The following is a 26,393-nucleotide window of genomic DNA, read 5'->3' as shown; positions in this document are numbered from 1 at the left end:
GAAACGTGCTGCCGCTGCCGACGGCACCCGGCGTGCGGCCGGGTGCGGTGCGGGTGCGTGGAGTCAGCGGGCGACGTGGTTCCGCGCGGGGATCGCGCGGCAACACCAGCGGTCGAAGTGGTGCTCCTGCCGGGACGGCCAGAAGGGCTCGAGGTCGTCGCGACCTGTCCCGGTGTCAGTGATGCTGGCCATGCGCCTATTGAACCAGACCTCGTGCCCTTCGTGTGAGGGTCCGGTGAGGTCCGGAACGTGTCCGCGGTCACTCCGGCCGCGGACACGTTCCGGCTCGGCGCCCCCTGCGGCGGGGCGGCGCACCGCCGGGGCTACGCTGAGGCGTCGAGTCGAAGGAGTCGCCATGCAGTTCCACCACGCGCTCACCACCACCCTGGCGGTCAGCAATTCCCCCGGGCCCGGACCGGTGATGCGCACCTTCATCGTGGTCGCGGTCGTCGGCGCCGCCCTCCTCGGCTGGTTCCTCCTCCGCGGCTACCGGGACTGAAGGTGCTCGCCCCGGGAAGAGCCGCACATACCCAGGGGCGCGGGGAACTGCGCGACCAGCCCATCACCGCGGGAAGGTCCGGGACCCACCGGCCGGGGCAGCCTCAGCGGATCGGCACCCCGGAAAGCGTGCGGGCGATGACGAGGCGCTGGATCTCGCTCGTACCCTCGAAAATCGTGTAGATCGCGCTGTCGCGGTGCATCCGCTCGACGGGGTACTCACGGGTGTACCCGTTGCCCCCGAGGATCTGGATCGCCTGCGCCGTGACCTTCTTCGCGGTCTCGCTGGCGAAGAGCTTGGACATGGAGCCCTCCGCCGAGGTGAAGGGCCGCCCGGCGGTTGCCATCCAGGACGCCCGCCACACCAGCAGCCGCGCGGCGTCGATCTGCGTGCGCATGTCCGCCAGTTGGAAGGCGACCCCCTGGTTGTCGATGATGGGGCGCCCGAACTGCTCGCGGCCCTTGGCGTACTCCAGCGCGTACTCGTAGGCGGCGCGGGCGGTGCCGACCGCCATCGCGCCGACCGCCGGGCGGGACGCCTCGAACGTGGCCATCGCCGCGTTCTTCACCCTCTCCCCGTCCCCGGACCTCGCCCGCTCCCGGGCGCGCGCCAGCCGCTCGTCGAGCTTCTCCTTGCCGCCGAGCAGGCAGTCCCCGGGCACCCGCACGTCCTCCAGGACGACCTCGGCGGTGTGCGAGGCGCGGATGCCGTGCTTCTTGAACTTCTGCCCCTGCGACAGCCCCGCGGTGCCGGGCGGCACGATGAAGGAGGCGTGCCCCTTGGTGCCGAGTTCGGGGTCCACCACGGCCACCACCACGTGGACGTTGGCGATGCCGCCGTTGGTCGCCCAGGTCTTGGTGCCGTTGAGCACCCACTCGTCGGTGGCCTGGTCGTAGACCGCGCGGGTGCGCATCGAGCCCACGTCGGAGCCGGCGTCCGGCTCGGAGGAGCAGAAGGCGGCGACCTTCACGTCACTGGCGTCGCCGTACATCTGCGGCACCCAGGTGCCGATCTGCTCCTCGGTGCCGTTGGCGAGCACCCCGACGGCGGCCAGGCCGGTGCCCACGATGGACAGCGCGATGCCCGCGTCGCCCCAGAACAGCTCCTCCATGGTCATGGGGATGCCCAGGCCGGTCGGGTCGAAGAACTGCTGGGCGTAGAAGTCCAGCGAGTAAAGGCCTATCTTGGCCGCCTCCTGGATGATCGGCCAGGGCGTCTCCTCGCGCTCGTCCCACTCGGCGGCGGCCGGGCGCATCACGTCGGCGGCGAAGCCATGGATCCACTCGCGCACGGACTGCTGTTCGTCGTTGAGTTCGAGCGTGAAGTCGCCCATCGTCACCCTCCACGGACTTGTTACTTGCGGTAACGGCAGTCTGTTACCGTGCGGTAGGGAATGTCAACTCGCAGACCGCACAGCGGTCGGGCGCCGCCAGGGTGTTACGTTGCGCGCAGAAACCCGCAGCACACGCGCTGTGCGGACGAGTTGATCAGACAAGCAGCGGACCACCTGCGCCGGGGCACCCGAGCGCGGCAGGCCACCGGGAGGCACCGTGGAGACCGGGCATCGGCAGGACCAGCGGACCGCCACACAGCGGCGCCGCAACGAACTGCTGGAGGCCGCCGACCGCGTGGTGCTGCGCGAGGGGCCCGAGGCGTCGATGAACGCGATCGCGGCCGAGGCGGGCATCACCAAGCCGATCCTCTACCGCCACTTCGGCGACAAGTCCGGCCTCTACCGCGCGCTCGCCAAGCGGCACACCGACGCGCTGCTGGCCACCCTGCGCAGCGCGCTGGACTCCCCCGGCGACCGCCGCGACCGGGTCGAGGCGACCCTGCACGCCTACCTGTCGGCCATCGAGAGCCGGCCGCAGGTCTACCGCTTCCTCATGCACCCGGCCGAGACGCCCGCGGCGGACGGGGAGAAGGGGTTCGACGTCGGCCGCCACCAGGCGCCGCTGCTGCGGCGGATGGGCGAGGACCTCGGCGACGTCATCGCCGAGCGGCTGGACCTGGGCCCCGACACCCGCGAGGTGGCCCGGGTGTGGGGACACGGCATCGTCGGGATGATGTACGCCGCCGGGGACTGGTGGCTGGGCGAACGCCCCTGCTCCCGGGACCAGCTGGTGCGGACGCTGGCCGATCTGCTGTGGGGCCGGCTCACCCTGGCCGGCGACCGGGCCGGCAGCCGCGGGCTGTAGGCGGACCGCCCCCGGGCCGCCCATCCCCGGCCGCCCGCTCCGGGCCGCCCACTCCGGACAGACCGCCCCGGGCAGACCCGCACCGGTCCCCGGCCTGTCCCCTGACCGACCCCGACCGACCCCGGGCCGGCCGCGCACGGCCATCCGCGTCGCTCCGAGGACCGCGCGCCCCGCCGGGCGCCGCGGCGGTCAACTCCCCCGCCTGGAAGTCGATAGGCTGGCGCCGGGCGCAAGTCGAGGAGGAAACAACAGGATGGCAGGCAACTCTGAGCCGCTGACGCCGCGGGCGAAGCTCGCCGTGACGGCGGGCAAGGCCGCGGCCGCGGTCTCCCGCGTCGCAGGCAAGGGCAGTGGATCGGTGATCGGCGGCAAGGTCGCGCTGAGGCTCGACCCCGACCTGCTCGCGCGCCTCGCCCGCCACCTGGACGTCGTACTGGTGTCGGCGACCAACGGCAAGACCACCACCACCCGCCTGCTCGCCGAGGCGCTGCGCGCCGGCGGACCGGTGGTGTCCAACGCGCTCGGCGCGAACATGCCCGCCGGCATCACCTCGGCGCTGGCCGGCGGCTCGGACGCGAGGTTCGGCGTCATCGAGGTGGACGAGAAGTACCTCGCCGGAGTGGCGCGCGACGTCACCCCGAAGGCGATCGCGCTGCTCAACCTCTCCCGGGACCAGCTCGACCGCGCCGCCGAGACCCGGATGCTCGCCGAGAAGTGGCGCGAGGGGCTGGCCGGCTCCGACGCGATCGTCGTCGCCAACGCCGACGACCCGCTGATCGTCTGGGCCGCCTCCTCCAGCCCGACCGTGGTGTGGGTGGCCGCCGGGCAGGCGTGGAAGGACGACGCCTGGTCCTGCCCGTCCTGCGGCGGGGTGCTCCAGCGCCCGTCCGACGACTGGTACTGCGGCGAGTGCGGCTTCCGCCGCCCGACCCCGACGTGGGCGCTGTCCGGCGACCACGTGGTGGACCCGTACGGCGTCGCGTGGCCGATCCACCTCCAACTGCCCGGCCGCGCCAACAAGTCCAACGCGGCGGTGTCCACCGCGGTCGCCGCGGCCTTCGGCATCGACCCCAAGGTCGCGCTGGAGCGGATGTACAAGGTGCAGGCGGTCGCCGGGCGCTACGACGTGGTCACCTACCAGCAGCGCCAGGTGCGGCTGCTGCTGGCGAAGAACCCGGCGGGCTGGCTGGAGACGTTCTCGCTGATCGACCAGCCGCCGGCGCCGGTCGTGCTGTCGGTCAACGCGCGCGGCGCCGACGGCACCGACACCTCCTGGCTGTGGGACGTGGACTACACCCGGCTGGCCGGGCACCCGATCATGGTGCTCGGCGACCGGCGGCTGGACCTGGCGGTCCGCCTGGAGGTGGCCGGCCTGGACTTCCGGGTCTGCGCCGACCTGGACGAGGCGGTGCGCAGCGCGCCGCCCGGCAGGATCGAGGCGATCGCCAACTACACCGCCTTCCAGGACCTGCGCCGCAAGGTCGGAAACTGAACGGGCAGGCGGGACCCGCGCACGACCCCTGGTCGTCGCAGGCCCGGCCCCAGACCCGGTCCCGACAACGGACCCGAGGAGAAGCACGCATGAGTGATTCCAGCCTGCGCCTGGTGTGGGTCTACCCCGACCTGCTCAGCACCTACGGCGACCAGGGCAACGCACTGGTCGTGGAGCGCCGCGCGCAGCAGCGCCGGGTGCCGGTCACCCGCGTCGACGTCCGCTCCGACCAGCCGATCCCGACCTCCGGCGACATCTACCTGGTCGGCGGCGGCGAGGACCGTCCGCAGCGGCTGGCGGCCGAGCGGCTGCGCCGCGACGGCGGGCTGAACCGGGCGGTGGCCAACGGCGCGATCGTCTTCTCCGTCTGCGCGGGCTACCAGATCCTCGGCCACGAGTTCGTCAACGACCTCGGCCGCCCCGAGCCGGGCCTGGGCCTGCTGGACGTGGTGAGCACCCGCGGCGAGGGCGAGCGGTGCGTCGGCGACGTGCTGGCCGACATCGACCCGCAGCTCGGGCTGCCGCAGCTGACCGGTTTCGAGAACCACCAGGGCGTCACGCACCTCGGGCCCGCCGCCCGCCCTCTCGCCCGGGTTCGGGTCGGCCGCGGCAACGGCACCGGCGACGGCACCGAGGGCGCCTTCAACGACACGGTCTTCGGCACCTACATGCACGGCCCCGTCATGGCCCGAAACCCACACATCGCGGACATGTTGATCAAACTGGCCCTGGACGTCAACGCGCTGCCGCCGGTCGACGACCAGTGGTACGACGCCCTGCGCGAGGAGCGGATCGCCGCGGCGGTGCAGCCTGCCTGAGCGCTCCCGGGTTGCGGTCTCCGGCCGTCCTGCGCGACATCGTGGCTGGTCGCGCAGTTCCCCGCGCCCCTGTCTGTGCGGCAGCCTCCGTGTGGAGAGCGAGCCGCACAGACGGGACGAGCCTGACTGGAGGGTCCGGGCGCCGGGTAAGCTGAGCCGTGATCCATCCGGACGAAGGGGTCCGGCCGCCTGGTTGAGTTGCAGGAGTAGCGAGCGATGCGAATTGGTGTCCTGACCAGCGGCGGCGACTGCCCCGGGCTGAACGCCGTCATCCGTTCCGTGGTGCACCGCGCCGTGGTGGACCACGGTGACGAGGTCATCGGCTTCCACGACGGGTGGAAGGGCCTGCTGGAGTGCGACTACCGCAAGCTCGACCTCGACGCGGTCAGCGGCATCCTGGCGCGCGGCGGCACCATCCTCGGCTCGTCCCGGGTCCAGCCGGCCCACCTGCGCGGCGGCGTGGAGCAGGCCCGCGGCCATGTCGCGGACCTCGGCCTGGACGCGATCATCCCGATCGGCGGCGAGGGCACCCTCAAGGCGGCCCGGCTGCTGTCGGACGCGGGGCTGCCGATAGTCGGTGTGCCGAAGACGATCGACAACGACATCGCCTCCACCGACGTCACCTTCGGCTTCGACACCGCCGTGACCGTGGCCACCGAGGCGCTGGACCGGCTGAAGACCACCGCCGAGTCGCACCAGCGGGTGCTGATCGTGGAGGTCATGGGCCGGCACACCGGGTGGATCGCGCTGCACTCGGGCATGGCGGCCGGCGCGCACGCCATCGTGGTGCCGGAGCGGCCGTTCGACGTGGAGGAGCTGGCCGACGTGGTCGGCAAGCGCTTCGAGGCGGGCAAGAAGTTCGCGATAGTGGTCGTCTCCGAGGGGGCCAAGCCCCGCGAGGGCACGATGGACTTCACCGCGGGCGCCACCGACGTCTACGGGCACGAGCGCTTCACCGGCGTCGCCAACCAGCTCTCGGTGGAGCTGGAGGAGCGGCTCGGCAAGGAGGCCCGCCCGGTGATCCTCGGCCACGTCCAGCGCGGCGGCACCCCCACCGCGTACGACCGGGTGCTCGCCACCCGCTTCGGCTGGCACGCGGTGGAGGCGGTGCACCACGGCCGGTTCGGCATGATGACGTCGCTGCGCGGCACCGACATCAACCTGGTGCCGCTGGCGGAGGCCGTCGAGCAGCTCAAGACGGTGCCCGCCGAGCGGTACACCGAGGCGGAGTGCGTGCTCTGAGCCCCGCGCCCGGCGCGCCTCGCCGCCCACGCCCCCGGTCGGACCGCCGACCGGGGGCGGTTCTAGTCTGGTGGGGCACCTCGGGTGAAGGAGTGACAGATGGATCACGGCAGTTCGGCGTTGCTGGCCATGCCGGGAATGCCGGGTATGGACGCGGAGCTTCCGCCGTTCACGCTCGGCCGGGCGCTGGCCTTCGGCGGTGATCCGTTCTTCCTGGTGCTGTGCGTGCTGATGCTGGCGCTGTACGGCTGGGGCGTGGCGCGGCTGCGGCTGCGCGGCGACCGCTGGGCGCCGGGCCGGACGATCGCGTTCGCGGCGGGTGTGCTGACCATCGGCGTCACCATGTGCACCAAGCTCAACGACTACGGCATGGCGATGTTCAGCGTGCACATGGTGCAGCACATGGTGCTGAGCATGCTCTCGCCGATCCTGCTGCTGCTGGGCGCGCCGGTGACGCTGGCGCTGCGGGCGCTGCCGACGGCCGGGCAGGGCCGCACCGGCCCGCGCGAGGTGCTGGTGAAGGTGCTGCACAGCCGGGTGGTGCGGGTGGTCTCTCACCCGGCGTTCACCATCCCGCTGTTCGTGGCGAGCCTGTACGGGCTGTACTTCACACCGATCTTCGACGACCTGATGCGCAGCCAGGCCGGGCACATCGCGATGATGGTGCACTTCCTGGCGGTCGGCCTGGCGTTCTTCTGGCCGATCATGGGCGTGGACCCGGGCCCGCACCGCTCGGGGTACGTGATGCGGATGCTGGAGCTGTTCGCGGGCATGCCCTTCCACGCGTTCTTCGGGATCGCGCTGATGATGGCGAGCGAGCCGATGGTGTCCACCTTCAAGCACCCGCCGGCCTCGCTCGGGGTGCAGGCGCTCAGCGACCAGACGGCGGCCGGCGGCATCGCCTGGGCGTTCAGCGAGATCCCGTCGGTGGTCGTGCTGGTGGCCCTGCTGTTCCAGTGGTACACCTCCGAGAAGCGGCAGGCGCGCCGCACCGACCGGGCCGCCGACCGCAACGGGGATGCGGAGCTCGTCGCGTACAACGCCTATCTGGCGTCGCTGGAGGCGCGCAGCCGCGGCTGACGAAGGGGGCCGCGCGTGGGCGGGCTGGTGAGAGTGGCGGGCGGGGCGCTGGAGTTGCCCGGCGGGGCCGTGGTGCGCTTCATGCGGACGCTGCGGCTGCCGGAGTCCGGGACCCATCCGCTGCCGCCGGGGCTGGGTGCCTTTCCGCTGCGGGCGGCGGCGGACGGCCCGGACGGTGTGGTCGACCAGGGGCCGGACGGCGGCGGGGTGCTGCTGCCGGTGCTCCAGCGGGAGGCGGTGTGGCTGGGGTTCGCTGCTTCCGCGCCGGTCGCCCTCCAGGTGCGGGCCGGGGCGGTGTGCGCGGTGTCGGGGCGCCCCTGGAGCGGCCGGCTGGCGCAGGACCCGCAGAACTACCTGGTGCTGCCGCGGCAGCCGTGGCTGGACGGGATCAGCTCCGGGCGGGGCACCACCCGGCAGTTCGTGGCGACACCGCCGGGGCCGGGACCGGCCGCGGCGGCGGCGGGGGCCCGGCTGCAGTTGCAGGTCTTCGAGTTGCGCGCGCACGCCCGGGCCCGGGCGGGAGCCGCGCAGGACCGGGCGGGCTGGGGCGCGGCCCGGCCCGGCGGCCGGTCCGGGCCGGTGCCCGGGGTGCCGCTGGCTGCGCCCGCGCCGGGCGAGGCGGTGCGGGTCGACGCGGCCGCGACGGGCCTGGGTGCGGGCGGGCGGATGCGGCAGGAGGTCTACCCCGACCCGCGGCCGCTGGACGACTGGCGGGACGAACCGTCCGCGCGGGTGTGGGTGCACCTGGTCTCGGCGGCGCGCTGGGAGCAGGTCACCGGGCGCCCGGCCCCCGACTCCCCGGTGGACCGGGCGGCCTACGCCTCGGCGGGCCTGCCATGGTTCGCGCACTACGACGAGGACGCCCCGGACCGCCCGGACCCGGCGGCCTGACCCGGCCCCGCGCGGCGTTCCCCGGGCGGCGGCGCGGGTCAGCGCCGGGCGCGCCTCAGTCCAGGTAGCCCCAGGTACGGCACATCGGCAGCAGCGCCGCGGGGATCTCCTCCGGCGTCGGCAGCGGGCGGCTGCGCTGCACCGTGCCGGTCCTGATCGCGCCCCCGGTCCGGTGCGGCGGACGGCCGCCGCGAACGCCCGTGCGGTGGGGCCGGGTTGCGCCCAGGGCGTATCCGCGCAGGGCGAAAGGGCCTGGTGGGCCGGTCGCCTGCGGCCGTAGCGTCGCGGCATGACAGGTACCGCGTTCGTTCTCGGAGCATCAGGTCAGATCGGTCGGCGGGCCGTGCAGGCGCTCGCCGCTGATGGGTGGGAGGTGGTGGCGGCCTCGCGGGGCGGGGGCGCCGACCCGGCGTGGCCGCCGCAGGTGCGCAACGTCCGGGTGGACCGCGCGGACACCGCCGCGCTGGGCGCCGCGCTGGGCGACGGTGTCGACGTGCTCCTGGACTGCGTCGCGTACGACGGCGGCCACGCCGACCAGTTGCTGGGCCTGGCCGACCGGGTCGGTTCGGCCGTGGTGGTCTCCAGCGCCGCGGTCTACCAGGACAGCCAGGGCCGCAACTTCGACACGCAGGAGGAGCCGGACGGCGCCCCGCGCTATCCGGTGCCGCTGCCCGAGACCTGGCCGACGGTGGACGCGGGCCCGTCGTCGTACGCCACCCGCAAGGTCGAGCTGGAGCAGCGGCTGCTCGCGGCGGGCGACCGGCTGCCCTGCACGCTGCTGCGCGCCGGTGCGGTCCACGGGCCCTACAGCCCGCTGCCGCGCGAGTTGTACTTCGTCAAGCGGGCACTGGACGGCCGTACGGTGCGGGTGCTGGCGTACGGCGGCCGCAGCCGGTTCCACCCGGTGCACGTGGCGAACCTCGCCGAGTTGGTGCGGCTGGCCGCGCGCCGGCCCGGGGCGCGGGTGCTGAACGCGGGCGACCCGGCGGTGCCGACCGCGGCGGAGATCGGCGACGCGATCGACGCGGTGCTGGGCCGCAGCGTCGAGACGGTGCTCGTGGACGGCCCGCCGCCGGCGCCGACGGTGGGCGACCACCCGTGGGGGATGCCGCACCCGATGGTGCTGGACATGGCCGCGGCCGAACGGGAGTTGGGCTACCGCGCCGTCACGGCGTACGAGGAGTCGCTGCCGGAGACGGTGGCGTGGCTGACGCGGGAGCTGGCCGGCGGAGGCGACTGGCGGGAGCGCTTCCCGAAGGTGGCGGGCATGTCGGTAGGCGCGAACAACTGGTTCGACTACGCGGCGGAGGACGCCTGGCTCGACGCGCGGGGCTGACCGCGGGGCCGGGTCCCATGGACGGGCGGCGTCCCGGGGCGCTCAGGCGTCTCCGGTGTCGCGGCCGGGGCTTCCCTCCGGGCCGCGGCCCGTCCAGGGACCCCGGCCCGGTCCGCGCCCCATGTGCCGCTCCATCCGCCGCCCCATGAACTCCATCCGGGCCTCCATGTGGCGGCCCAGGTGCTCCATCCGCTCCTCCATGCGCTCGCCGAGGTGCCCGCCGAAGGCGCCGCCCATGTGGTGGCCGACCCACCACGCCCACTTCGAGCCGCGCGTGACCCGCACGTGCCCGAAGACGGAGCGCCCGGTGATCCGCACCACCGGCCCGTCGGCCTCGTCGCCTTTGCGGCGCCCGCTCTGCGACCGCTTGCCGAAGACCGCCGACCCGGTGTCGTAGACGTGGGCGTTGTCCGGGACCAGGATCTCGATCTTGCCGAAGAGCGACCTGGCGTCGATGACCACCTCGCGGCGGGTGAACATCGCCTGCCGCAGGTCGATGACGATCGCGCCGAAGCGGGCGCGCGCGGTGGTGTGCGGGGGCACCGGCCACTGGCCCGCGCGCCGCACCTTCGCGAAGAGCGCCTCGATGGGGGCGCTGTCGCCCGGCGAGACCAGCGACTCCCCCGGGGTGGGCGAGGGCAGGTCGGCGGTGAGCGGGACGAGTTCGCCGCGGGTGCGGGCGGCGTAGACCGCCTCCAGCCGCTCGGCGTGCTCGGTGACGTCGAGCCGCCCGACGGCCAGCGCGTCGCCGAGCAGCGCCGCCACCTGGTCCCGTTCGTCGTCCGAGACCCGGATGTGCGCGTCGCTGCCGGTGCTGCCGCCCGGGTCGGCCGGCTTGGGTGACGACCGATCGGACACGGGGCGACCTCCTGGCGGGACGGGACGGAACCAGGTTCACGATATATCGCGTCTTCCGGCCGCCGCAAGGTGACGGCACCGCACGCCCGCGGCCGCTGCCGCCCGCCGGCGCCGCCGATAACCGATCGCGCCGGCCGGGGAGTTGACCGTAGCGTGCGGGTCCATGAGTGCACGTCTGCGGAACATCGCCCGCGAGAACGAGCGGATCGTGGCCGAGGGCGGCTACACCGGGCCGGACGGCCGCCGGGTGGAGCTGGCCGAGCTGGTGGCGCGGGCGGCGGACGGCACGGCGGTGTACGGGCCCGGGCCGGTCGAGGTGCCGGTCGAGGAGCGGGGCGCGGTCGCGGGCGGTCCGGGTGCGCGCTGCACCGTCACCGCGGAGAGCAGCACCGCGGCGGCCGGCCGGCTGGCCGCGGCGGGCGGCGGCCCGGTCGCGGTGCTCAGCTTCGCCTCGGCCCGCAACCCCGGCGGCGGCTACCTCAACGGCGCCCAGGCGCAGGAGGAGGCGCTGTGCCGCGCCTCGGCGCTGTACTCCTGCCTGCTGCGCGCCCCGCAGTTCTACGCCCACCACCGCGCGGACCGCGACACCTTCTACAGCGACCGCGTCATCCACTCCCCCGCCGTGCCGGTCTTCCGCGCCGACTCCGGCGCGCTGCTCGCGCGTCCCTTCCTCGCCGGTTTCCTCACCTCCCCGGCGCCGAACGCGGGCGTGATCGCGCGTACGATGCCCGAGCGGGTACCGGAGGTCGGGCCGGCGCTGGCGGCGCGCGCCGAACGCGTCCTGGAGGTGGCCGCCGCGCACGGCTACCGGCGGCTGGTGCTCGGCGCGTGGGGGTGCGGGGTGTTCCGCAACGACCCGGCCGTGGTCGCGGGTGCCTTCGCGGCGCTGCTCGGTCCGGGCGGGCGGTTCGCACCCCTGGTGGACGAGGCGGTCTTCGCGGTGCTGGACCGGCGCGGGGACTCCCCCACCCGGGCGGCGTTCGCGGCCGTGTTCGCACCCGGCGCGCCGTGAGCGGCAACGGCGCCGTACCCGGCAGGAGTCGACCAGGCAGCAGCACCGGCACAGTGAGCGAGCGGGGCATGAGCGAGCAGGACACGCAGGGGCGGCAGGAGCAGGGCGCGCCCGGCACACACGAGGCGCACGGGATGTCCGGGACGTACGAGACGTACGACCGGCTGATCGCGCTGCTGGACGGGCAGGGCGCCGCCTACCGCGTCCTGGACCACGCACCGCAGGGCGCCACCGAGCTGGTGAGCGCGCTGCGCGGCAACTCCCTGGCGCAGGCGGCCAAGTGCATCGTGGTGATGGTCAAGGTCGGCAAGAAGGTGACCCGTTACGTGCTGGCCGTGGTGCCCGGCGACCGCCGGGTGGACCTGGCGGCGGTGAAGGGGCTGCTGTCGGGCACGTATGTGTCGTTCGCGTCGCGGGACATCGCCGAGCGGCTGGCGGGGAGCGTGAGCGGCACGGTGCTGCCGTTCTCCTTCGACGAGAAGCTCGAACTCGTCGTCGACCCGGAGCTGCTGGTCCATGACGAGCTGTACTTCAACGCCGCCCGCCTGGACCGGTCGCTGGCGCTGAGCACCAAGGACTACGTGCGGATCGCCGCGCCCCGCACGGAGGCGATCGCGGCGGCCGCGGACTGATCGGCGGCTACTCGGCCCCGAACCGCCGCAGGTAGCCGTCGAGCAGCCGGCGCAGCATCCGCCCGTCGGGGGCGAGCGCGGTGACGAGCAGCGCGGGGCCGGCCAGCGGGGTCAGGGCGGCGCGGCCGGAGGCGGGGGGCACGTCGGCGCGTTCGGCCGCCTGGCCGGCCAGGTCCGGTGCCACCAGCAGGAGTTGGCCGACGGCGCCGTGGCCGCCGAGGACGGCGGGCCCGGCCCAGCCGGGGGTGGCGCCGGGGCCGAAGGAGAGTTCCTGGTCGAGCAGCGGGCGCCCGTCCAGCCGTACGGTGAGGCGGCTGGACAGGCGTCCGGCCGGTTCGCCGTAGCGGCCGAGGATCTGCTCCTCGCGCAGCACCAGCCGGGCGCCGGGGGCGAGTTCGGCCCGGGTGGCGGCCTTGAGGTCGCTGCCGCGGGCGGCGATCAGCGGTTCGGGCAGCCACCGCAGTACGGCTCCGGCGCCGACGGTCAACCGCACGTCGTACGTGGCCTGTTCGCCGCCGCGGCCGGGCAGCGACACGGTGGCCGCCGACGCGCCGACGGTCAGCCGGGCGCCGGGCGCCGCCTCGGCCTCGATCCGCAGCCGGTCCCCGCCGAGCGGCGCGGTCATCGCGCCGACCACGGTCACCCGCGCCTCGCTGCCGGCCGGCCCGGTCCTGCGCAGCGCCAGCGGTCCGTCCCCGGCCAGCAGCGGCAGTGCGGTGCCGCCGCGGCCGTCGGGCTCGGCCCGTATCCGGGCGACGGCCGCCACGCCGCGCGCGCCGTGCTCCGCCGCCGCGGGTGCGCTCATGCGCGGACCGCCGTCCAGGCCGCGAGGCGCTCACCGACCCACCGGGCGACCGGGTCCACCCCGCCGGGCTGCCGGACCGAGGTGAACAGCACCGGCAGCGGGCCGCGTTGGGCCTCCGCGTCGACGGCCATCCGCCGCAGGTCCGCGCCGACGTAGGGGGCCAGGTCCGTCTTGTTGACCACCAGCAGGTCGGCCGTGGTCACCCCGGGGCCGCCCTTGCGGGGGATGTCGTCGCCGCCGGCGACGTCGATCACGAACACCTGCGCGTCCACCAGGCCGCGGGAGAAGGTCGCCGTCAGGTTGTCCCCGCCGGACTCCACCAGCACCAGGTCCAGCGGGCCGACCGACTCCTCCAGTTCCTCCACCGCCTCCAGGTTCGCCGAGATGTCGTCCCTGATCGCGGTGTGCGGGCACGCGCCGGTCTCCACCGCCACGATGTGCTCCGGCGGCAGCACCGCCTCGCGCAGCAGGAAGTCGGCGTCCTCCCGGGTGTAGATGTCGTTGGTGACCACGCCGATCGCCAGGGAGTCCCGCAGTGTCCGGCACAGCGCCGCCACCGTCGCGGTCTTCCCCGATCCCACCGGTCCCCCGAACCCGATCCGCAGGGCGCGCCCGCCGGCCTGCGCGGACGACGTGTACCGCTGGGGGAACACCTCGGGATGGTCCAGGTGCATGGTCAACCACTCGCTTTCTCGCTGGTGCGGGTCATGACGCGAAGAGCCGGACGGGCCAGGCCGCGTGGGCCTCCGCGTCGAGGTCGATCAGGGGCGCGCAGGGCGCGGGGAGGGTGTCCGGCCCTTCGCGGCAGGCGCGTTCGGCGGCCGCGGTGGCGGCGGCCGCGACGGAGTCGACCTCGGGGGCGAGGCGGCCCAGGACGGCGGCCGCGTGGAAGGGGTCGAGGCCGAGCAGCCGTACGGCGGCGAACGCCGGGGTGCTCACGCTGTCGTAGGCGCCCGCGTGGGCCGCGTCGGCGGGCGGCAGGCCGGCCGCGGCGGCGGTGAGGCCGAGCACGACGGCCTGGTGGGCGCCGCGCGGCCGGGCCGCGGCGAGCGCGTCGAGCGCGGGCGCCGGCCACACCGCCCGTGCGGCGCGCAGGAGTTGGCGGCCCAGCCGCCGGGAGGCCGCGCGCAGGGCCGCGGACGGGGTGCGGGCGTCGGCGGCCTCGTCGAGGCCGAGCGGGTCGGCCCCGGCGGTCGCCGCCGCGGCCAGTGCGGCGGCGACCTGTCCTGTGGTGTGCAGCCGGCCGCGGCAGAACTCCGCGAGACTGCCGGGGTCGCGCACCCTGCCGTCGGCCACGGCGGCCTCGACGCCGCCGGAGTGGGCGTGGCCGCCGGCCGGGAAGCGGCCGTCGGTGAGCAGCAGGAGCGCGGCCCGCGTGCCGGGCACATGGCTGGCGCGTTCGTTCGCCATCATGCCTCAGAAAAGGAAGTACCGCTGGGCCATGGGAAGTTCGGCGGCGGGTGCGGGTTCGACCACCTCGCCGTCGATCCGCACGGTGAAGGTGTCGGCGTCGACCTCGACCCGCGGCAGCGCGTCGTTCTCCCGCATGTCGGCCTTGGTGACGGCGCGGGTGCTGCCGGTCGCGGTGAACTGCTTGGCCAGGCCGAGCCGTTCGGGCAGCGCGTCGTCGATGGCGGCCTGGTTCACGAAGTTGACCGAGTTCGCGGCGGGCGCGGCGCCGACAGCGCCGAACATCGGCCGGGGCAGCACCGGTTGGGGTGTGGGGATGGAGGCGTTGGCGTCGCCCATCTGGGCGTACGCGATCTGCCCGCCCTTGATGACCAGGTCGGGCTTGACGCCGAAGAACGCGGGCCGCCACAGCACCAGGTCGGCGAGCTTGCCGGGCTCCACGGAGCCGATCTCCGCGTCGAGGCCCTGGGCGACGGCGGGGTTGATCGTGTACTTGGCGACGTAGCGGCGGGCCCGGTGGTTGTCGGCGGGGCCGTCGCCGGGCAGGGCGCCGCGGCGGCGCTTCATGACGTGCGCGGTCTGCCAGGTGCGGGTGGCTATCTCGCCGATGCGGCCCATCGCCTGGGAGTCGGAGCTGATGATGCTGATGGCGCCCAGGTCGTGCAGTACGTCCTCGGCGGCGATGGTGGTGGGCCGGATGCGGGACTCGGCGAAGGCGAGGTCCTCCGGGACGGCGGGGTTGAGGTGGTGGCAGACCATCAGCATGTCGAGGTGCTCCTCGACGGTGTTGACGGTGTGCGGGCGCGTGGGGTTGGTGGAGGACGGCAGGATGTGGGGCTGCGAGACGACGGTGATGATGTCGGGTGCGTGGCCGCCGCCGGCGCCCTCGGTGTGGTAGGCGTGCACCCCGCGTCCGGCGATCGCGGCGAGGGTGTCCTCCACGAACCCGGCCTCGTTCAGCGTGTCGGTGTGGATGGCGAGTTGGGCGCCGCTGCGCTCGCACACCCGCAGGCACGCGTCGATCGCGGCGGGGGTCGCGCCCCAGTCCTCGTGGATCTTGAACCCGACGGCGCCGCCTTGCAGTTGGCGGTGCATGGCGGGCTCGTTGACGGTGTTGCCCTTGCCGAGCAGCCCGATGTTCACCGGGTACGCCTCCAGCGCGGCGAACATCCGCGCCAGGTGCCAGCCGCCGGGGGTGATCGTGGTCGCCTTGGTGCCCTCGGCCGGGCCGGTGCCGCCGCCGACGAGGGTGGTCACCCCGGAGGCGAGGGCCTGGTCGACGAGGGTCGGCGAGATGAAGTGGACGTGCGCGTCGATGGTCCCGGCGGTCAGGATCGCGCCGTTGCCCGCGATGATCTCGGTGTCGGGGCCGATGACGAGGTCGGGGTGGACGCCGTCCATCGTCTCGGGGTTGCCGGCCTTGCCCAGCGCGGTGATCCGGCCGTCGCGGATGCCGATGTCGGCCTTGACCACGCCCCAGTGGTCCAGCACCACCGCGCCGGTGATCACCGTGTCGGGGGCGCCTTCGGCGCGGGTGGCCCGACCCTGGCCCATGGACTCGCGGATCACCTTGCCGCCGCCGAAGACGGCCTCGTCGCCCGCGGTGCCGGGCCCGCCGGCGAGGTCGCGTTCGACCTCGATGAGCAGGTCGGTGTCGGCCAGCCGGATACGGTCGCCGGTGGTGGGCCCGTAGAGGTCGGCGTATACGGCCCGGGACAGCTCAGGCACCGGTGGCTCCCTTCTCTGTGGGGCCGGCGCCGTCCAGCGGACCGGCGGTCTGCCCGCGCAGCCCCGCGACGACCCGCTGCCCGCCGATCGGCACCAGCTCCACCTCGGCCGGGATGCCCGGCTCGAAGCGCACGGCGGTACCCGCCGCGATGTTCAGCCGCAGGCCGTACGCGGCGGCGCGGTCGAACCGCAGCCCCGGGTTGGCCTCGGCGAAGTGGTAGTGCGAACCGACCTGCACCGGCCGGTCCGCTTCGTTGAGCACGGTCAGCCGGGTCACCGGGCGGCCGGCGTTGATCGGCACCCCGCCGTCGGCGGGCAGGACCTCTCCGGGAATCACCGTGGTCACCGCCCTCAGACGATCGGCTGGTGGACGGTGACGAGCTTGGTGCCGTCGGGGAAGGTCGCCTCGACCTGCACCTCGGGGATCATCTCCGGGATGCCGTCCATGACCTCCGCGCGGCTGAGCACGCCGCGCCCGGAGGCCATCAGCTCCGCCACCCCGCGCCCGTCGCGCGCCCCTTCGAGGATGTGCGCGGTGATCAGCGCCACCGCCTCGGGGTGGTTGAGCCGCACCCCGCGGGCGCGCCGCCGTTCGGCCACGTCCGCGGCCACATGGATCAGCAGCCGCTCCTGCTCATGGGGGGTCAACCGCACAGCCGCACCTCACTGTCCTCGGGGTGGTGAGAGTACGTCGGCGCGGTTACGGATACGTTAACGCCTGTTACGGGCGGTGGTCTCCGGGTTGCGGGCCGCGGTGCTCGGCGGCGATGCCGAACCGGCGGCGTTCGCCTGTGGCGGACGCGCGGCCGCCCACCGTGGAGACCGTGCTGATCACCTCGTCGTCGGCCCGTTCGTCGAGTTCCCGCAGTCGTTGCAGGTCAGCGGCGGAGACCAGGCCGACCAGCGGCTTGCCGTGCCGGGTCAGCACCACCTGCTCACCGCCGTAGACCACGCGGTTGATCAGTTCGGCGAGCTGGGCGCGCGCTTGTGTCACCGGGACGTCATGGGTCATGCTCACCATCATAACGAGATGTACGTCCTGTACATTTTGACCTGACGGAGGTGTGCGATGACCGACCGCCCGACACCCACGGCGCGCTACGTCCTGCCCGAGTTCACCGAGCGCAGCAGCAACGGCGTCCGCACCATGGACCCCTACTCCAAGCTGCTCCAGGAGCGGATCGTCTTCCTGGGCACGCCGATCGACGACACCTCCGCCAACGACGTGATGGCGCAGCTGGTCCACCTGGAAAGCGCCTCCCCCGACCTGGACATCAGCATCTACATCAACTCCCCCGGCGGCTCGTTCTCCGCGATGACCGCCATCTACGACACGATGCAGTTCGTCACTTGCGACGTGGCGACGGTGTGCATCGGGCAGGCCGCGTCGGCGGCGTCGGTGCTGCTGGCGGCGGGCGCCCCCGGCAAGCGGATGATCACACCGGGCGCCCGGGTCCTCATCCACCAGCCGTCCCTGGGCGACGTGGTGCAGGGCGACGTCTCGGACCTGGAGATCCAGGCGAAGGAGCTGCTGCGCACCCGGGAGCGGCTGGAGGCGCTGCTGGTGCGGCACACCGGGCAGCCGGCCGAGAAGGTGGCAGCGGACCTGGAGCGCGACACGATCTTCGACGCGCCGGCGGCGGTGGCGTACGGACTGGTGGACGTGGTCACCACCAGCCGCAAGACCGGTACGGGCCCGGGCGCGGGCGGCGCGCGCGGCACCGGGGCGCGGTAGGCCGCCGTGTCGCCCGAACCCCCGCCGCTGCCCGCCCTCACCCGCTCCGAGGGCGAACTCGTCGACTGCTACCTCGAACTGGTCGACCTGCTGGGCCGGATCAACCCCTCGCGCACCACCGACACGTACACCGCGCTGCGGGCCGCGCAGGCGCTCGTCGGGCGGGCGGTGGCGCTGCGCGACGCGCTCACGGTGATGCACCTGCGCGGTGAGACCGCACTGCACCACGCCACGCTCGGGCGGGCGCTGCGGGTGCTGGACGGGGAGCGGCGGGCCGCGCGGGTTACCGTCGCCGCGGCCCCCGCCGCCGATCCGGGCGGCCCGGACGGTCCCGTCCGCCCCTGAGCGGGCGGTGCGCACCTCACGGCCTGTCACCGGGTTGCCCGACACGGCGGCTTCGCCGCGTCCACCCGTCGGCGTAGCGGGAACCGCCCTGGCAGAAGTCCGCGCGATTGCGCGTGTCGGCTGGACCACCCCGGCGCGCGGCACGGTCCGCCCAGTTCAGCCGGTACGGCGGCGGGGCGCGGACGGCGCCGGGGCGGCCCGCTTCACCCGCATGTACGCACAGTGACGAATGTCACACTCTGCGTTTCTGTCCCGGCGCGGCCGTGTCGTATGCGTAACGATCCGTGGTGACGACAAGCCCCCGCCGCCGTGGCGGGGCGGTCCGTGCGGATGCCCAGTCCTGCCGACGCGCGGATGCCAGGTCGACACGAGTGCAACGGCAGGAGCGGAGGACCCAGCACGACGGCCGCTTCGCGCCCGCCCTTCCCGGTGGGCGCGCCGCCGGCCTTGGGGTGAAGCCGCCGCATGCGGCCGGGCATCTTCGCCAGCCCGAACCCGACAGGTCATCCTTCGCAGGCTGATGACGAAGGGTTGCGCATGTGTACGCCCAACCGCAGCTGCTTCCGGCCGGCCGCTTCCCGGCTCTCCCGGCTCGGCGCCGCCTCCCTGCTCACCGCGGCCGCCGTCTCCGTCCCCGCGCTCCTGCCGGGCACCGCCCAGCGCGCGGACGCCGCCACGCTGGCCGCGAAAGCGCTCAGCATCGCCGCCTCGAAGAAGGGCGCGCCCTACCAGTGGGGCGCCACCGGCCCCTACCGCTTCGACTGCTCGGGGCTGACGCAGTACTCCTTCAAGCGCGTCGGCAAGAAGCTGCCGCGCACCGCCGCGGCGCAGTACAACCGCACCACCCACATCGCGGCGCGCTCCCGCCGCGCCGGTGACCTCGTCTTCTTCCACACCGGCAGCTCGGGGGCGTCCGTCTACCACGTCGGTATCTACGCGGGTGCCGGGAACATCTGGCACGCGCCCAAGACCGGCGCCAGCGTGCGCCTGGAGCACATCTGGTCCCGGGCCGTCTGGTACGGCCGCGTCACGTGACCCGCCCCGTCCGTACCAGCCCGGCGGGGCGGTACGGACGGGGCGGTACGGGCCGGGGGGCAGCGCCCGGCTCAGCCCACCGGGACCAGCTCCGGGCCCTGCGGCTCGGGCGCGGGGACCAGCCGCCAGGGCACGTAGTACGGGTTGCGGACGCAGTCGGCGAGGATCTCGCTCTTGGTCGCCTTGTCCACCGGGCAGGCACCCACGATGAAGCGGCGGTCGATGCCGCCGGCGAAGGCCACTTCGTGCTGGCCGGCCCACTTGTGGGTGTCGCCGATCGTGGCGTTGACGTCGATCCCGCCGGGCGCGTCGACGTAGTAGTTGTAGGCCGACTTCCACTGCTTGTACAGGTCGTGGTCGTAGCTGGTGCTGACGAACGGCGAGGGCTGGTTGACCTCGACGTAGGCGGCCAGGTCGTACTGCCCGTCCTGCGGGGCCTTCGGGTGGAAGCCGTCGTGGAAGACGACGGCCGGCGCGCGCCCGTCGGCGCGGTACAGCTCCCCGCAGCTGGTGCGGTACGCCGGCGGGTCGGGCACGATGCGGTGCACGTCCACGCTGCGGTCGGCCGCGGCGTAGAGCGGGTCGTGGACGACCGGGCACAGCTCCGCCGCGGCCGCGGGTGCTTCGGGCGCCGCGCTCGGCGCGGCCGTCGCCGCCCCCGAGGAGGTCTGCGTGGCGAGCACCGCGGTCAGGGTCAACGCGCCGGCCGCGGCGAGCGACCGGACTCGGTTCATGATCATGCCCGTAGCCTGCCGCCCCGACCCCCGCCCCCGTCCGACCCTCACCCGTTCGTAGGCGCGCCCCCACCCCCCGAAGTTGACGCCCCCTCAACCCGACGTGCCGCCCCGCTGGGACAATGCGCGGATGCCCCGCCCCGCCGAACTCGCCCGCCTGCTCGCGGATGCCGCGCAGGGCCGCTTCCCGCCGCCGGACGGCATCGTGGCGTTCTGGCCGCAGCCCTCACCCCGGGACGCCGGAGTCATCGCGTTCACCGCGCACACCGTGGTCTTCGCCGACGCGGCCGTGCCCGCCGGCGCCCCGGCGGGCGGCTACCGCGGGGACCTCGGGGACCTGCTGCCGCCGGGCGACCTGTCCGCGCCCCTCGGCCCGCCGTTCCTCAGCGCCCTCGCGGCCCGCACCGGCCGCCGGGTCGGCACCACCGACGTCCTCACCGTCGCCTCCGCACTGCCGGGCCCGCCACCGCGCGTCGCCCTGCGTGCGGCCGACGCCCGCTCGCACCCCTTTGCCGCGGATGCGGCGGGCCACCGCGACGAGGTGCGCGTGTGGGCCGCGCCCGGCGGGGTTCTGGTGCTCGGGCGCGGCGTCGCCGGGCGGTGGGAGTCGGCTGTGGAGGTCGAACCGGGCGGGCGGGGGCGGGGGTTGGGGCGGGCGCTGGCGCTGGCCGCGCGCCATCTGGTGCCGGCCGGCGGGCCGGTGTGGGCGCAGATCGCGCCCGGTAACGCGGCGAGCCTGCGGGCCCATCTGGCCGCGGGGTTCGCCCCGGTCGGCGCCGAGGCGCTGCTGCTGCCCCGCGAGCGGCCGGCCGCTGGGTGAGGGGCGGGGTCAGGGGACGCGGACGGACCAGGGGAGGGTGAACCAGACGGTTTTGCCGCCGTCGCAGGTGGGGGTGATGCGCAGGCGGCCGCCGGACTCGGCGATGAGGTGGCGGACGATGGCCATGCCGCGGCCGTTGTCCTGCTGGACGGCGCCGGGCAGGCGCTGCGGCCAGCGCGGGTGGGAGTCGGTGACCCCGACGTGCAAGTGCTCGCCGCACTCCAGCCGGATGTCCACCGTGAAGTTGGGCGAAAGGCCCGAGGTGTGCAGCACCGCGTTGGTGGCGAGTTCGGAGACGGCCAGCCGTACGGAGTCCAGGGTCGGCGCGTCGGGCGGCAGCCCCCACTCGGCGAGCCGTGCGCACACGTAGGCCCGGGCCGCAGCGACCGACGCGGGGTCACTCGGCAGGGTGACGGATGCTTCCTGAAGGTCAGCCATGGTGACGCTGTTCCCTTTCCCGCCGGGTCCGGGCACCGGTCCGCACGGGATTCGTACGGCCAGGTCCGGATGCGGCTGATTCGCGCCAGAGTGTCATCCATCGTGCCGCCAATACGAGGCCGCGAGCACCTAATGCATATATCTGTCGCTCAAAACGGTGAACTCTGCTACGTGAGAACGCATTTGGTCGGCACACTGTCGTATCGCGCTGTTCGCGACGCACGGCACGCGTGCACGATGGCCACCGACGACCGCACGACTTCAGCCCAGGAGGCGCGAAACACATGGAACGAGTCCCGGCCGTACGCCGGCGCCGGCTCGGCGAGGAGCTGCGCCGACTGCGCGATCTGACCGGTCTGACCAGCGAGGAGGCCGCCCGGCTCGCCGGCTGGCACCAGTCCAAGGTCAGCCGGATCGAGACCGGCCGGAGCAGCGTCCGCCCCGAGGACGTCCAGGTGCTGCTGGACGTGTACGCGGTGCACGACCGCGACCTGCGCGACCTGCTGGGGACCCTGGCCGGCCGCGGCTACCAGCGCGGCTGGTGGCACGACTTCCGCGACGTCCTGCCCACGGAGTACCGGGACTTCATCACCCTGGAGACCGGCGCGTGCCGGGCCCGCTCGATGGAGAACAGCGTGGTGCCGGGCCTGCTCCAGACCCCCGCCTACGCCCGCGCGCTGACCCGCGACGTGATGCCGCACCTGAGCGAACGCGAGGTGGACGCGCTCGTCGACGTACGGATAGCCAGACAGGCCGTCCTGCGCCAGGACCGGCCGCTGGAGCTGTGGGCGGTGCTCGACGAGTCGGTGCTGCGCCGCGAGGTGGGCGGCCCGGAGGTGATGGCCGGGCAACTGCTGCGGCTGCACGAGGCGATGGAGCTGCCGCAGGTGCGGCTCCAGATCCTCCCGTTCACCGCGGGCGGACACCAGGGTGTGACAAATTCTTTCGTCATCTTCTCATATCCGCGCATTGCCGATCTGGACGTGGTTGTTGTCGACCATTTGACGAGTAGTCTCTACGTCGATCGGAAAGAGGACATCGCGGCGTACGGAGCAGCGTTCGCCCGATTGAGTGGCCGTTCTCTGCACAAGGAGGATTCGGCTGAGATGATCAACCGCATCCATAAGGAGTTCTCATGACCACGCTGCCCCGTTTCATTTCCTCCAGCCAGACGCTGACCGGCGCCCGTTGGCGCCGCAGCAGCCACAGCACCGCGGCGAACAACTGCGTCGAGGCCGCCCGACTGCCCTCGGGGGTGACCGCCGTCCGCGACTCCAAGGACGTCGCCGGCCCGGCGCTGCTCTTCGCCCCGCAGGCGTGGCGCGACTTCGTCCGCGACCTGGCGGCGGGGAGCCTGCTCAGCGCGGAGCGGTCCGGGCGATGACCTCCACCGCGTGCTGCACCTGCGGGCCGGTCAGGTCGCAGCGCGCGGTCAGCCGCAGCCGGGAGACCCCGTCCGGCACGGACGGCGGGCGGAAGCAGCCGACCGCCAGGCCCTCGTCCCGGCAGCGCCCCGCCCACGCCAACGCGCTGTCGGGCGAAGGCGCGCGCACGGAGACCACGCACGCGTCGGGCGCGGTGGCCTCCAGACCGCGCGCGGTGAGCAGCCGGTGGAAGTCCCGGGCCACCTGCCGGGCCCGGCCGGCCCGTTCGGGCTCGCGGCGCAGCAGCCGCAGCGCCGCCAGCGCGGCGCCCGCGGCGGCCGGCGCCAGACCGGTGTCGAAGATGAACGTCCGCGCCGCGTTGACGAGGTGCTCGATCACCGCGGCCGGGCCGAGCACCACCCCGCCCTGGGCGCCGAAGGACTTCGACAGGGTCGCGGTGCACACCACGTCGGGCGCGCCGGCGAGTCCGGCCCGGTGCGCGCTGCCGCGGCCGCCCTCGCCCATGACGCCCAGGCCGTGGGCGTCGTCGAGCAGCAGCGCCGCGCCGTACGCCCGGCAGGCCGCGGCGAGTTCGGCCAGCGGGGCCGCGTCGCCGTCGACGGAGAACACCGCGTCGCTGGCGACGAGCGCGGGGCCGCCGGGCGCGGCCGCACCGTCCTGCCCGGGCGCGCGGGCGCCGCTGAGCGCCTTGCGGACGGCCTGCGGGTCGGCGTGCGCGACCACTTCGGTACCGGCCTTGGACAGCCGGCACCCGTCGATCAGCGAGGCGTGGTTGGCGGCGTCGGAGACCAGCAGCGTGCCGGGGCCGGTGAGCGCGGTGACGGCCGCGAGGTTGGCGGCGTAGCCGGAGGCGAAGACCAGGGCGGCCTCGAAACCGGTGAACGCGGCGATCTCCGCCTCGAGTTCGGCGTGCAGCGCGGTGCTGCCGGTGACCAGGCGGGAGCCGGTGGCGCCCGCGCCCCAGGTCAGGCAGGCGTCGGCGCCGGCCCGGACCACCTCCGGGTGGCGGGTCAGGCCGAGGTAGTCGTTGCCGGCCAGGTCCAGCAGTGCCGACTCCGCGGCGCGGGGGCGCAGTTCGCGGCGCAGCCCGGCGGCGCGCCGCAGCCGGTCCTGGGCGGTGAGCCAGCCGAACGGGCCACCGGGCAGGACCTCGGGCACGGGGCCGGGGCCGCCGTCGGGGAGGGCTTCGGGCGCGCCGCCGGTGCGCCCGCCGGAGCCGTCGCCGGGCTGCCCGCCCGGCCGTTCGTGCTGCGCTGATCTGCTGTCCACGCCAGCAACGTACTCGGTGACCGGGCCCGTACCGGGTGTGGTGATGCACACATACCAGCGCGCCGATGTTGTGCGGCGCGCCATTGGCCGGGCCCGTCGCCGTAGGCGAGGATTGCGGGCATGGATCTGCTGACGGCACTGGTGGACAAGGGTCTGCGGCGCGAGTCGCCGACGCGGGACGAGGCGCTCGCGGTACTCGCGACCTCCGACGACGAACTGCTCGACGTGGTGGCGGCCGCGGGCCGGGTGCGCCGCAAGTGGTTCGGCCGCCGGGTCAAGCTCAACTACCTGGTGAACCTCAAGTCCGGCCTGTGCCCGGAGGACTGCTCGTACTGCTCGCAGCGGCTGGGCTCGAAGGCCGACATCCTGAAGTACACCTGGCTGCGGCCCGACGAGGCGGTCGCGGCGGCCACGGCGGGGGTGTCCGGCGGCGCGAAGCGGGTGTGCCTGGTGGCCAGCGGGCGCGGCCCGACCGACCGGGACGTGGACCGGGTCTCGAAGACCATCGAGGCGATCAAGGAGGGCAACGAGGGCGTGGAGGTGTGCGCGTGCCTCGGGCTGCTCTCCGGCGACCAGGCCGAGCGGCTGCGGGCCGCGGGCGCGGACGCGTACAACCACAACCTCAACACCTCCGAGGGCACCTACGCGGACATCACCACCACGCACACCTACGCCGACCGGGTCGACACGGTGCGGCAGGCGCAGGCGGCGGGGCTGTCGGCGTGCTCCGGGCTGATCGCGGGGATGGGCGAGAGCGACGCGGACCTGGTGGACGTGGTGTTCTCGCTGCGGGAACTGGACCCGGACTCGGTGCCGGTCAACTTCCTGATCCCGTTCGAGGGCACCCCGCTGGCCAAGGAGTGGAACCTCACCCCGCAGCGGTGCCTGCGCATCCTGGCGATGGTGCGGTTCGTCTGCCCGGACGTGGAGGTGCGGCTGGCCGGCGGGCGCGAGGTGCACCTGCGCAGCATGCAGCCGCTCGCGCTGCACCTGGTCAACTCGATCTTCCTCGGGGACTACCTGACGAGCGAGGGGCAGGCCGGGCAGGCCGACCTCGACATGATCGCGGACGCGGGCTTCGAGGTGGAGGGCGCGGACACCACGACGCTGCCGGCGCACCGGCGCTCCGAGCAGCAGGCCGGCGAGGCGGCCGGTGCGGGCTGCGGCGGCCACGACTCGGCGTGCGGCACGTGCGAGCACGGCGCGCCGGAACCGGTGGCGGCGGCCGCGGCTTCGGCTTCGGCTTCGGCTTCGGCTGATGCCCCGTCAGGTGCGGGCGCCCGTACGGACCTGGTCGCCGTACGCCGCCGGGGCGCGGGGACGGATCTGCCGCCCAATGCCTGAACCGCTGCCCGTGGACGTGCTGCTGGACCTGGACCGGCGGCACGTCTGGCACCCGTACGGCCCGATGCCCGGCCGGCAGGAACCGCTGGTGGTCGCGTCGGCGTCGGGGGTGCGGCTGCGGCTGGCCGCGCCCGCGCAGGGCCGTACCGAACTCGTGGACGGCATGTCGTCGTGGTGGGCGGCGATCCACGGCTACCGGCACCCGGTGCTCGACGAGGCCGCCCACGCCCAGGTGGACCGGATGAGCCATGTGATGTTCGGCGGGCTCACCCACGAGCCGGCGGTGCGGCTGGCGGCGCGGCTGGTGGAGATCACCGCGGAGCCGCTGCGGCACGTCTTCCTCGCGGACTCCGGTTCGGTGTCGGTCGAGGTGGCCCTCAAGATGTGCCTTCAGTACTGGCGTTCGCTCGGGCGGCCGGGCAAGCGGCGGCTGCTGACGTGGCGCGGCGGGTACCACGGCGACACCTGGCAGCCGATGTCGGTATGCGACCCGGATGGCGGTATGCACCATCTATGGTCCGGTGTGCTACAGGAGCAGGTCTTCGCGGACGCCCCGCCGCCAGGATTCGACGCGGAGCCGTCCGAGGCGTACACCGCCCACCTGCACGACCTGATCGGCCGCCACGCGGACGAGCTCGCCGCGGTCGTGGTGGAGCCGGTGGTGCAGGGCGCGGGCGGGATGGCCTTCCACTCCCCCGGCTACCTGCGGGTGCTGCGGGAGGCGTGCGACGCGCACGACGTGCTGCTGGTGTTCGACGAGATCGCCACCGGGTTCGGCCGCACCGGGCGGCTGTTCGCCGCCGACCACGCGGGCGTCGCCCCCGACGTGATGTGCGTCGGCAAGGCCCTCACCGGCGGGTACGTCTCCCTGGCCGCGGCCCTGTGCACCTCGCGGGTGGCCGAGGGGATCTCGCGCGGCGAGGTGCCGGTGCTCGCCCACGGCCCGACCTTCATGGGCAACCCGTTCGCCGCGGCCGTCGCGAACGCCTCCCTGGACGTGCTGCTCGACCAGGACTGGGCGACCGAGGTGAAGCGGATCGAGGCCGGGCTGCGCGAAGGGCTCGCCCCCGCGGCCGCGCTGCCCGGCGTGCGCGACGTCCGCGTGCTCGGCGCGATCGGCGTGGTCCAGCTCGACCACCCCGTCGACATGGACGCGGCCACCCGCGCCGCGGTCGCCGCCGGCGTCTGGCTGCGGCCCTTCCGCGACCTCGTCTACACCATGCCCCCCTACGTCACCGGCCCGGACGACATCGCCCGTATCTCCGCGGCTGTCGTCGCCGCGGCCAC

At 74.2% G+C, this 26,393-nt stretch carries 31 protein-coding genes; 18 read left to right on the top strand and 13 right to left on the bottom strand.

Annotation, left to right across the window (positions count from 1 at the left end; all coding sequences use genetic code 11):
* Window positions 1–63: 63 nt before the first annotated feature.
* Window positions 64–192: a hypothetical protein gene (locus AC3ERT_RS30570; RefSeq protein ID WP_335972333.1), complete on the bottom strand. Its 129-nt coding sequence runs from the start codon at window positions 190–192 to the stop codon at window positions 64–66.
* Between the two features lie 163 nt (window positions 193–355).
* On the opposite strand from AC3ERT_RS30570, the gene AC3ERT_RS30565 reads away from it, so the two are divergent.
* On the top strand, window positions 356–499 hold the full coding sequence (locus AC3ERT_RS30565) for a hypothetical protein (RefSeq protein WP_335972334.1): 144 nt from the start codon (window positions 356–358) through the stop codon (window positions 497–499).
* Between the two features lie 103 nt (window positions 500–602).
* Here AC3ERT_RS30565 and AC3ERT_RS30560 read toward each other — a convergent pair whose 3' ends face one another.
* Window positions 603–1,832, bottom strand: coding sequence for an acyl-CoA dehydrogenase family protein (locus AC3ERT_RS30560; RefSeq protein ID WP_335972335.1), 1,230 nt, complete (start codon window positions 1,830–1,832; stop codon window positions 603–605).
* Between the two features lie 217 nt (window positions 1,833–2,049).
* Here AC3ERT_RS30560 and AC3ERT_RS30555 point away from each other — a divergent pair, with 217 nt between their 5' ends.
* The 7 genes from AC3ERT_RS30555 (at window position 2,050) to AC3ERT_RS30525 (ending at window position 9,556) form a co-directional block, all read left to right on the top strand.
* Window positions 2,050–2,697 (top strand): TetR/AcrR family transcriptional regulator, encoded by a 648-nt coding sequence (locus AC3ERT_RS30555; protein WP_335972336.1) that lies wholly within the window; start codon window positions 2,050–2,052, stop codon window positions 2,695–2,697.
* Between the two features lie 253 nt (window positions 2,698–2,950).
* Window positions 2,951–4,189, top strand: a complete 1,239-nt coding sequence (locus tag AC3ERT_RS30550; protein ID WP_335972337.1) for a Mur ligase family protein — start codon at window positions 2,951–2,953, stop codon at window positions 4,187–4,189.
* Between the two features lie 89 nt (window positions 4,190–4,278).
* Window positions 4,279–5,007 carry a type 1 glutamine amidotransferase gene (locus tag AC3ERT_RS30545; protein WP_335972338.1) on the top strand — a complete coding sequence of 243 codons (729 nt, stop codon included), beginning with the start codon at window positions 4,279–4,281 and terminating at the stop codon, window positions 5,005–5,007.
* Between the two features lie 216 nt (window positions 5,008–5,223).
* Window positions 5,224–6,249 (top strand): 6-phosphofructokinase, encoded by a 1,026-nt coding sequence (locus AC3ERT_RS30540; RefSeq protein WP_335972339.1) that lies wholly within the window; start codon window positions 5,224–5,226, stop codon window positions 6,247–6,249.
* Between the two features lie 99 nt (window positions 6,250–6,348).
* Entirely contained in the window at window positions 6,349–7,329 is a 981-nt protein-coding gene (locus tag AC3ERT_RS30535; RefSeq protein WP_335972340.1) for a cytochrome c oxidase assembly protein, read from the top strand.
* Window positions 7,330–7,344: 15 nt separating this feature from the next.
* Complete coding sequence (locus AC3ERT_RS30530; RefSeq protein ID WP_435178050.1) at window positions 7,345–8,220, top strand: hypothetical protein; 876 nt, start codon at window positions 7,345–7,347, stop codon at window positions 8,218–8,220.
* 289 nt (window positions 8,221–8,509) lie between these two features.
* Window positions 8,510–9,556, top strand: coding sequence for an NAD-dependent epimerase/dehydratase family protein (locus AC3ERT_RS30525; protein WP_435178048.1), 1,047 nt, complete (start codon window positions 8,510–8,512; stop codon window positions 9,554–9,556).
* Window positions 9,557–9,598: 42 nt separating this feature from the next.
* Here the strand turns inward: AC3ERT_RS30525 and AC3ERT_RS30520 are convergent, their stop codons facing one another.
* On the bottom strand, window positions 9,599–10,414 hold the full coding sequence (locus AC3ERT_RS30520; RefSeq protein WP_435178046.1) for a DUF1707 SHOCT-like domain-containing protein: 816 nt from the start codon (window positions 10,412–10,414) through the stop codon (window positions 9,599–9,601).
* Between the two features lie 163 nt (window positions 10,415–10,577).
* Here AC3ERT_RS30520 and AC3ERT_RS30515 point away from each other — a divergent pair, with 163 nt between their 5' ends.
* Window positions 10,578–11,426 carry a TIGR02452 family protein gene (locus AC3ERT_RS30515; RefSeq protein ID WP_435178044.1) on the top strand — a complete coding sequence of 283 codons (849 nt, stop codon included), beginning with the start codon at window positions 10,578–10,580 and terminating at the stop codon, window positions 11,424–11,426.
* A gap of 134 nt (window positions 11,427–11,560) precedes the next feature.
* Window positions 11,561–12,058 (top strand): YbaK/EbsC family protein, encoded by a 498-nt coding sequence (locus tag AC3ERT_RS30510; protein ID WP_435178094.1) that lies wholly within the window; start codon window positions 11,561–11,563, stop codon window positions 12,056–12,058.
* Window positions 12,059–12,065: 7 nt separating this feature from the next.
* Here AC3ERT_RS30510 and AC3ERT_RS30505 read toward each other — a convergent pair whose 3' ends face one another.
* The 7 genes from AC3ERT_RS30505 to AC3ERT_RS30475 all read right to left on the bottom strand — a co-directional run bounded on the left by AC3ERT_RS30505 (window position 12,066) and on the right by AC3ERT_RS30475 (window position 17,013).
* Window positions 12,066–12,863 (bottom strand): urease accessory protein UreD, encoded by a 798-nt coding sequence (locus tag AC3ERT_RS30505; RefSeq protein WP_435178042.1) that lies wholly within the window; start codon window positions 12,861–12,863, stop codon window positions 12,066–12,068.
* Window positions 12,860–13,537, bottom strand: a complete 678-nt coding sequence (ureG, locus tag AC3ERT_RS30500; protein ID WP_335973001.1) for an urease accessory protein UreG — start codon at window positions 13,535–13,537, stop codon at window positions 12,860–12,862. Before ureG ends, AC3ERT_RS30505 begins: the two co-directional genes overlap by 4 nt.
* 31 nt (window positions 13,538–13,568) lie before the next feature.
* Complete coding sequence (locus AC3ERT_RS30495; RefSeq protein WP_435130756.1) at window positions 13,569–14,273, bottom strand: urease accessory protein UreF; 705 nt, start codon at window positions 14,271–14,273, stop codon at window positions 13,569–13,571.
* Window positions 14,274–14,279: 6 nt separating this feature from the next.
* Window positions 14,280–16,001: an urease subunit alpha gene (locus AC3ERT_RS30490; RefSeq protein WP_335972347.1), complete on the bottom strand. Its 1,722-nt coding sequence runs from the start codon at window positions 15,999–16,001 to the stop codon at window positions 14,280–14,282.
* Entirely contained in the window at window positions 15,994–16,338 is a 345-nt protein-coding gene (locus AC3ERT_RS30485) for an urease subunit beta (protein ID WP_335973009.1), read from the bottom strand. Before AC3ERT_RS30485 ends, AC3ERT_RS30490 begins: the two co-directional genes overlap by 8 nt.
* 14 nt (window positions 16,339–16,352) lie before the next feature.
* On the bottom strand, window positions 16,353–16,655 hold the full coding sequence (locus AC3ERT_RS30480; protein ID WP_335972348.1) for an urease subunit gamma: 303 nt from the start codon (window positions 16,653–16,655) through the stop codon (window positions 16,353–16,355).
* A gap of 67 nt (window positions 16,656–16,722) precedes the next feature.
* Window positions 16,723–17,013: a type II toxin-antitoxin system Phd/YefM family antitoxin gene (locus AC3ERT_RS30475; protein ID WP_335972349.1), complete on the bottom strand. Its 291-nt coding sequence runs from the start codon at window positions 17,011–17,013 to the stop codon at window positions 16,723–16,725.
* Window positions 17,014–17,070: 57 nt separating this feature from the next.
* On the opposite strand from AC3ERT_RS30475, the gene AC3ERT_RS30470 reads away from it, so the two are divergent.
* The 3 genes from AC3ERT_RS30470 (at window position 17,071) to AC3ERT_RS30460 (ending at window position 19,116) form a co-directional block, all read left to right on the top strand.
* Window positions 17,071–17,736 carry an ATP-dependent Clp protease proteolytic subunit gene (locus AC3ERT_RS30470; protein WP_335972350.1) on the top strand — a complete coding sequence of 222 codons (666 nt, stop codon included), beginning with the start codon at window positions 17,071–17,073 and terminating at the stop codon, window positions 17,734–17,736.
* 6 nt (window positions 17,737–17,742) lie between these two features.
* A complete protein-coding gene (locus AC3ERT_RS30465) occupies window positions 17,743–18,081 on the top strand; it encodes a hypothetical protein (RefSeq protein WP_435130701.1) in 339 nt (112 codons plus the stop codon).
* Window positions 18,082–18,618: 537 nt separating this feature from the next.
* On the top strand, window positions 18,619–19,116 hold the full coding sequence (locus tag AC3ERT_RS30460) for a C40 family peptidase (RefSeq protein WP_435178039.1): 498 nt from the start codon (window positions 18,619–18,621) through the stop codon (window positions 19,114–19,116).
* 71 nt (window positions 19,117–19,187) lie between these two features.
* Here the strand turns inward: AC3ERT_RS30460 and AC3ERT_RS30455 are convergent, their stop codons facing one another.
* Window positions 19,188–19,856 (bottom strand): ADP-ribosyltransferase, encoded by a 669-nt coding sequence (locus AC3ERT_RS30455; protein WP_435130702.1) that lies wholly within the window; start codon window positions 19,854–19,856, stop codon window positions 19,188–19,190.
* A 124-nt stretch (window positions 19,857–19,980) separates the two neighbouring features.
* Between AC3ERT_RS30455 and AC3ERT_RS30450 the strand changes: the two genes are divergently transcribed.
* Complete coding sequence (locus AC3ERT_RS30450; protein WP_435178037.1) at window positions 19,981–20,670, top strand: GNAT family N-acetyltransferase; 690 nt, start codon at window positions 19,981–19,983, stop codon at window positions 20,668–20,670.
* Window positions 20,671–20,679: 9 nt separating this feature from the next.
* On the opposite strand, the gene AC3ERT_RS30445 is transcribed toward AC3ERT_RS30450, so the two are convergent.
* A complete protein-coding gene (locus AC3ERT_RS30445; protein ID WP_335972355.1) occupies window positions 20,680–21,108 on the bottom strand; it encodes an ATP-binding protein in 429 nt (142 codons plus the stop codon).
* 284 nt (window positions 21,109–21,392) lie between these two features.
* Between AC3ERT_RS30445 and AC3ERT_RS30440 the strand changes: the two genes are divergently transcribed.
* On the top strand, window positions 21,393–22,247 hold the full coding sequence (locus AC3ERT_RS30440; protein WP_335972356.1) for a helix-turn-helix domain-containing protein: 855 nt from the start codon (window positions 21,393–21,395) through the stop codon (window positions 22,245–22,247).
* Entirely contained in the window at window positions 22,244–22,492 is a 249-nt protein-coding gene (locus tag AC3ERT_RS30435; protein ID WP_335972357.1) for a DUF397 domain-containing protein, read from the top strand. Before AC3ERT_RS30440 ends, AC3ERT_RS30435 begins: the two co-directional genes overlap by 4 nt.
* Here AC3ERT_RS30435 and AC3ERT_RS30430 read toward each other — a convergent pair.
* Window positions 22,467–23,639, bottom strand: coding sequence for an 8-amino-7-oxononanoate synthase (locus AC3ERT_RS30430; RefSeq protein WP_435178091.1), 1,173 nt, complete (start codon window positions 23,637–23,639; stop codon window positions 22,467–22,469). The two genes, AC3ERT_RS30435 and AC3ERT_RS30430, sit on opposite strands and share 26 nt — an antisense overlap.
* A 243-nt stretch (window positions 23,640–23,882) precedes the next feature.
* On the opposite strand from AC3ERT_RS30430, the gene bioB reads away from it, so the two are divergent.
* Window positions 23,883–25,106 (top strand): biotin synthase BioB, encoded by a 1,224-nt coding sequence (gene bioB, locus AC3ERT_RS30425; protein ID WP_435130704.1) that lies wholly within the window; start codon window positions 23,883–23,885, stop codon window positions 25,104–25,106.
* Window positions 25,099–26,393, top strand: a 1,295-nt coding sequence (locus tag AC3ERT_RS30420; RefSeq protein ID WP_435178035.1) for an adenosylmethionine--8-amino-7-oxononanoate transaminase, incomplete at its 3' end; no start/stop codon positions are given. The genes bioB and AC3ERT_RS30420, both read left to right, overlap by 8 nt.

It is taken from the genome of Actinacidiphila sp. bgisy145, from assembly GCF_057708125.1.
This window is presented reverse-complemented; position numbering and strand designations above follow the sequence as displayed.

What these genes read in the sequence shown, in the direction of transcription:
- AC3ERT_RS30570 (WP_335972333.1), bottom strand. Translation starts at nt 192, where the DNA reads ATGGCCAGCATCACTGACACCGGGACAGGTCGCGACGACCTCGAGCCC.
- AC3ERT_RS30565 (WP_335972334.1), top strand. Translation starts at nt 356, where the DNA reads ATGCAGTTCCACCACGCGCTCACCACCACCCTGGCGGTCAGCAATTCC.
- AC3ERT_RS30560 (WP_335972335.1), bottom strand. Translation starts at nt 1,832, where the DNA reads ATGGGCGACTTCACGCTCGAACTCAACGACGAACAGCAGTCCGTGCGC.
- AC3ERT_RS30550 (WP_335972337.1), top strand. Translation starts at nt 2,951, where the DNA reads ATGGCAGGCAACTCTGAGCCGCTGACGCCGCGGGCGAAGCTCGCCGTG.
- AC3ERT_RS30545 (WP_335972338.1), top strand. Translation starts at nt 4,279, where the DNA reads ATGAGTGATTCCAGCCTGCGCCTGGTGTGGGTCTACCCCGACCTGCTC.
- AC3ERT_RS30540 (WP_335972339.1), top strand. Translation starts at nt 5,224, where the DNA reads ATGCGAATTGGTGTCCTGACCAGCGGCGGCGACTGCCCCGGGCTGAAC.
- AC3ERT_RS30535 (WP_335972340.1), top strand. Translation starts at nt 6,349, where the DNA reads ATGGATCACGGCAGTTCGGCGTTGCTGGCCATGCCGGGAATGCCGGGT.
- AC3ERT_RS30525 (WP_435178048.1), top strand. Translation starts at nt 8,510, where the DNA reads ATGACAGGTACCGCGTTCGTTCTCGGAGCATCAGGTCAGATCGGTCGG.
- AC3ERT_RS30515 (WP_435178044.1), top strand. Translation starts at nt 10,578, where the DNA reads ATGAGTGCACGTCTGCGGAACATCGCCCGCGAGAACGAGCGGATCGTG.
- AC3ERT_RS30510 (WP_435178094.1), top strand. Translation starts at nt 11,561, where the DNA reads ATGTCCGGGACGTACGAGACGTACGACCGGCTGATCGCGCTGCTGGAC.
- AC3ERT_RS30505 (WP_435178042.1), bottom strand. Translation starts at nt 12,863, where the DNA reads ATGAGCGCACCCGCGGCGGCGGAGCACGGCGCGCGCGGCGTGGCGGCC.
- ureG (WP_335973001.1), bottom strand. Translation starts at nt 13,537, where the DNA reads ATGCACCTGGACCATCCCGAGGTGTTCCCCCAGCGGTACACGTCGTCC.
- AC3ERT_RS30495 (WP_435130756.1), bottom strand. Translation starts at nt 14,273, where the DNA reads ATGGCGAACGAACGCGCCAGCCATGTGCCCGGCACGCGGGCCGCGCTC.
- AC3ERT_RS30475 (WP_335972349.1), bottom strand. Translation starts at nt 17,013, where the DNA reads ATGACCCATGACGTCCCGGTGACACAAGCGCGCGCCCAGCTCGCCGAA.
- AC3ERT_RS30470 (WP_335972350.1), top strand. Translation starts at nt 17,071, where the DNA reads ATGACCGACCGCCCGACACCCACGGCGCGCTACGTCCTGCCCGAGTTC.
- AC3ERT_RS30460 (WP_435178039.1), top strand. Translation starts at nt 18,619, where the DNA reads ATGTGTACGCCCAACCGCAGCTGCTTCCGGCCGGCCGCTTCCCGGCTC.
- AC3ERT_RS30455 (WP_435130702.1), bottom strand. Translation starts at nt 19,856, where the DNA reads ATGATCATGAACCGAGTCCGGTCGCTCGCCGCGGCCGGCGCGTTGACC.
- AC3ERT_RS30450 (WP_435178037.1), top strand. Translation starts at nt 19,981, where the DNA reads ATGCCCCGCCCCGCCGAACTCGCCCGCCTGCTCGCGGATGCCGCGCAG.
- AC3ERT_RS30445 (WP_335972355.1), bottom strand. Translation starts at nt 21,108, where the DNA reads ATGGCTGACCTTCAGGAAGCATCCGTCACCCTGCCGAGTGACCCCGCG.
- AC3ERT_RS30440 (WP_335972356.1), top strand. Translation starts at nt 21,393, where the DNA reads ATGGAACGAGTCCCGGCCGTACGCCGGCGCCGGCTCGGCGAGGAGCTG.
- AC3ERT_RS30435 (WP_335972357.1), top strand. Translation starts at nt 22,244, where the DNA reads ATGACCACGCTGCCCCGTTTCATTTCCTCCAGCCAGACGCTGACCGGC.
- bioB (WP_435130704.1), top strand. Translation starts at nt 23,883, where the DNA reads ATGGATCTGCTGACGGCACTGGTGGACAAGGGTCTGCGGCGCGAGTCG.